Source organism: Sporomusa sp. (assembly GCF_057736855.1).
The window spans coordinates 1-4,346 of the sequence record NZ_JBYKYF010000269.1 but is presented as its reverse complement, the minus strand read 5'-3'; the positions used below and the strand labels follow the sequence as shown (position 1 = coordinate 4,346).

The window sequence follows — 4,346 nt, the reverse complement described above, 5'->3', positions numbered from 1 at the left end:
TCCGGTTCGCACGGGTAAATCAACCTTTATTAAACGCTTTATGGAAACCATGGTGTTACCTAATATTACCAATCCACACGATAAAGAACGTGCTAAAGATGAATTGCCGCAAAGTGCTGGTGGCAAAACTATTATGACAACAGAACCTAAATTCATTCCTAATGAAGCCGTCGAAATCAATGTGAAAGACAATGTCAATGTGCGAGTTCGGGTTGTTGATTGTGTTGGCTACACTGTAGACGGTGCATTAGGCTATGAAGAAGATGATGGTCCTCGCATGGTGCTCACACCCTGGTTCGAACACGAAATCCCGTTCCAGGAAGCGGCAGAGGTTGGCACCCGTAAGGTTATTGCTGAACATTCGACGATTGGGTTGGTTGTTACCACAGATGGTACTGTCACCGACTTACCACGTGATAAATATCTTCCGGCGGAAGAACGAGTTATAGCTGAACTCAAAGAACTGCAAAAGCCATTCTTGGTTATTCTAAATACAGGCAGACCAAATTCCAAAGACACTCGTGAACTTGTAGCTAAATTAGAAAGCAGTTATGATGTACCAGTTATTCCGGTTGATTGTGCACAATTATCTCACGACGATGTCTATGGAATCTTGCAGGAAGTACTATACGAATTCCCTGTCAAAGAAGTTAATATTACGTTACCTAAGTGGGTAGAAGAACTGGAGAAAGATCATTGGCTAAGACAAAAATTTGAAGGTGCAGTTACTGAGGTTGTTCAATACATTCGCCGTTTGCGTGATATCGATAGAGCCATTGATGATTTATCAAGCTATGATTTTGTGGCTGATGTCATTCTTCATGACATGGACCTGGGGAGTGGTATAGCCGTTATTGAGATGACGTCCCGGCAGGATCTTTTCTATACCGTTCTCGAAGAACTCACTGGGTTCACCATTGGTGGGGAACATCATTTATTGCGCCTTATGAAGGATCTAGCGGTAGCCAAGCGTCAATATGACAAAATTGCATCTGCACTTGAAGATGTTGAACAGACGGGGTATGGTATTGTACCTCCGCAGCTGGATGAGATGATTTTGGAAGAACCAGAAATTATTCGGACTGGCAATCGGTTTGGTGTAAAACTTAAAGCATCGGCTCCGTCATTACATATTATCCGAACAGACGTACAAGCAGAAATTTCACCGATTATCGGTACCGAAAAACAAAGTGAGGAACTCATCCAATATCTTATGCGTGAATTTGAAGGTGAACCTGAACGAATTTGGCGCACCAATCTATTTGGTAAATCATTAAATGAGCTGGTGCGTGAAGGTATTCAGAATAAATTAACAGCTATGCCAGAAAATGCACAAATGAAACTAAAAGATACACTGCAAAAAATCGTTAATGATGGTAGCGGCGGATTAATATGTATCATTTTTTAACAAAATTATCGATTTTGATAGAGATTTTTAGTCAGTCTGTAAAGGACTGACTAGAATTTTTTTTATTTTGGCTTGTAAACATGGCTTATTCGATGATATAATGTCTACCGTATACAGATAACCATCCGTAGTAGCAGTACCGAGGAGGGGAACCATGGTTACAGGACAAAAAGCTGTTTTTTATTTAGTTCGGGAAGAAATTTTACCTGAAGCTATTAAAAAAACAATCAAAGTAAAAGAATTATTAAAACGTGGTGAAGCGAGAACCATTAACGAAGCGGTAGAAAAAATGGAATTAAGCCGTAGTGCCTACTATAAATATAAGGACTATGTATTTCCGTTCTACGAAGCCAGTAAAGAAAAAATTGTGACACTTGCCTTATTGCTTGAACACAAATCAGGCGTATTGTCGAAGGTGTTAAATACCATAGCTAATGAACATGGCAGTGTTCTGACAATCAATCAGGGGATTCCGCTGCAAGGGGTTGCCAACGCGACCATATCCATTGAAACGGCCGAATTAGCCATTGATTTAGAAGCCATGCTTGATAAATTAAGAATGATTGATGGAGTGAAAAGGCTGGAAGTTCTAGGTCAGGCTTAGGAGGAACAACATGGAGGCAATTAAAATTGCTTTACTGGGAATGGGGACTGTTGGTACCGGGGTTGTTAAAATATTATCCAGAAACGCCCATAGTATTCAAAAAAAAGTCGGAGTTCCTGTAGTAATTAAGAAAATATTGGTGAGAAACCCGAATAAGGTTAGGGATATTAAAACAGAGGCAGAGATTGTAACAAATTTTGAAGAAATAGTGCATGATCCTGAAATTAAAATTGTCGTAGAAGTCATGGGTGGCGAACTGCCGGCGAAAGATTATATGTTAGCAGCGCTCAAGGCTGGCAAACATGTTGTTACTGCCAATAAAGACGTGGTAGCCAAATATGGTCGCGAACTGTTTAGCGCTGCTGAAGAAACCCATACTGACTTTTTATTTGAAGCTAGTGTTGGCGGGGGTATCCCCATTATCAGACCGTTGAAACAATGCCTGGCTGCTAATCAAATCAGTGAAATAATGGGTATTGTGAATGGTACAACCAATTATATGCTCAGCAAAATGACCAACGAAAAATTGGATTATGCTGATGTTCTGGCCGAAGCGCAGGCTAAAGGTTATGCTGAGGCTGATCCGACTGCCGATGTTGGCGGCTACGATGCCGCTCGCAAAATTGCTATCTTGGCTTCTATTGGCTTTGGTGTTCGCGTAGCTTTGGAAGATGTTTATATTGAAGGTATTACTAATATTACCATTGAAGATATTGAGTATGCCCGTGAATTGGGTTTTGTCATTAAACTGTTAGCAATTGCGAAACAAGATGATCGTGGAATTAATGTCCGCGTTCATCCCGCTTTTTTGCCGATTACTCATCCTTTAGCGGCAGTGAATGATGTATTTAATGCGATTTTTGTTAAAGGTGATGCTGTCGGGGAGACTATGTTTTATGGACGCGGTGCCGGTGAACTTCCTACTGCCAGTGCAGTGACAGCAGATATAATTGACGTAGCGCGTGATATTCGCCACAATGTCAGCAGCAGAATATTATGTACTTGTTTTGATCATAAAACTATCTATCCTGTCAGCAAAACAGAATCACCGTATTATATCCGCCTATTAGTTGAAGATAAACCTGGCGTACTGGCAGCTATTGCTGGTGCATTTGGTGCTCAACAGGTCAGCCTGCATTCCGTCATCCAAAAACGCAAAGTAGAGAGTGCGACTGAGCTTGTGTTGATTACTTATAGGGTATCTGATGAAAACATCCGTTTGGCTGTAAATACCCTGCTGGGTATGTCCATTGTTAAAAAAATAGGTAATGTAATACGAGTAGAAGCAGAGCAAATTTCATAGCAGTGAAGGTGGCGATATCATGGCAAACACCGTAAAAATCCGCGTGCCGGGAACAACGGCCAATTGCGGCCCAGGATTTGATGCGGTTGGCATAGCCTGCACGATATACAATGATCTTGAACTCACTTTGAGCCATCAAGCAGGCATACACCTTGAAGTAGTTGGCGAAGGCTCAGGTGCTATCCCGGCTGACAGCTCTAATGTCGCTGTCAAAGCCATTCAGATGGTGCTGGATAAAATAAATTCGCCCTATCAGGGTATTACGCTGAAAATGGTTAATAATATACCTTTGGCTAGGGGACTTGGCAGCAGCGCAGCCGCTATCGTCGGCGGATTGGTCGCAGCCAATGAACTAACAGGCTGCCACTTTTCCAAGCAAGAAATTTTAAATATGGCTACAAGCATTGAGGGCCATCCTGATAATGTGGCGCCAGCTATATTTGGTGGCATTACTGTTAGTATCATGGATAGTGGTTCAGCTCAATGCTTGCGTTTTTTGCCACCCAAAGATTTTTCAATGGTGGCTGTTATTCCTGATTTTAACCTGTCTACCAAGGCTGCCCGTAAAGTATTGCCAGAATCAGTACCGTTTACTGATGCCGTGTTTAATGTCAGCCGATCAGCGCTCTTAATTGGAGCTCTGTGTACTGGAGAATTAAACCTTTTGCAGCATGCTTTGAAAGATCGGCTGCACCAGCCGTATCGCGAACAGCTTATCCCCGGGATGGCGCAAGTATTATCTGCGGCTCGCCAAGCCGGAGCGATGGGAGCTGTGTTGAGCGGTGCCGGTCCGTGTCTGTTAGCTTTTACTGACGGTGACTCTGATAAAGTAGGACAGGCAATGGTTAAAGCCTTTAACCTGCATAAGGTTAAAGCAAGATATCAATTACTAAATATTGATCGACAAGGAGCTATCATAATATAGTAGCAATCATGTAAAAATAACCTGTTCGTACAATTCGAACAGGTTATTTTATAGGTTCTTTGTCAAATGTTGGGGTAAAGCATAAAGTGTAGTGGAGCAGGGGATA

Annotated in this window: 4 protein-coding genes; all 4 read left to right on the top strand. The window is 42.0% G+C overall.

The genetic code is table 11. The annotated features are described in order from the left end of the window. Positions 1-1,408 (top strand): stage IV sporulation protein A (spoIVA, locus tag AC29Z1_RS14325; protein WP_488272135.1); only part of this gene is annotated, 1,408 nt, incomplete at its 5' end. Positions 1,409-1,562: 154 nt separating this feature from the next. After that, positions 1,563-2,012 carry an ACT domain-containing protein gene (locus tag AC29Z1_RS14320; RefSeq protein ID WP_488272134.1) on the top strand — a complete coding sequence of 150 codons (450 nt, stop codon included), beginning with the start codon at positions 1,563-1,565 and terminating at the stop codon, positions 2,010-2,012. 10 nt (positions 2,013-2,022) lie between these two features. After that, positions 2,023-3,315 carry a homoserine dehydrogenase gene (locus tag AC29Z1_RS14315; RefSeq protein ID WP_488272133.1) on the top strand — a complete coding sequence of 431 codons (1,293 nt, stop codon included), beginning with the start codon at positions 2,023-2,025 and terminating at the stop codon, positions 3,313-3,315. Between the two features lie 19 nt (positions 3,316-3,334). Then, entirely contained in the window at positions 3,335-4,240 is a 906-nt protein-coding gene (gene thrB, locus AC29Z1_RS14310; protein ID WP_488272132.1) for a homoserine kinase, read from the top strand. Positions 4,241-4,346: the final 106 nt, after the last annotated feature.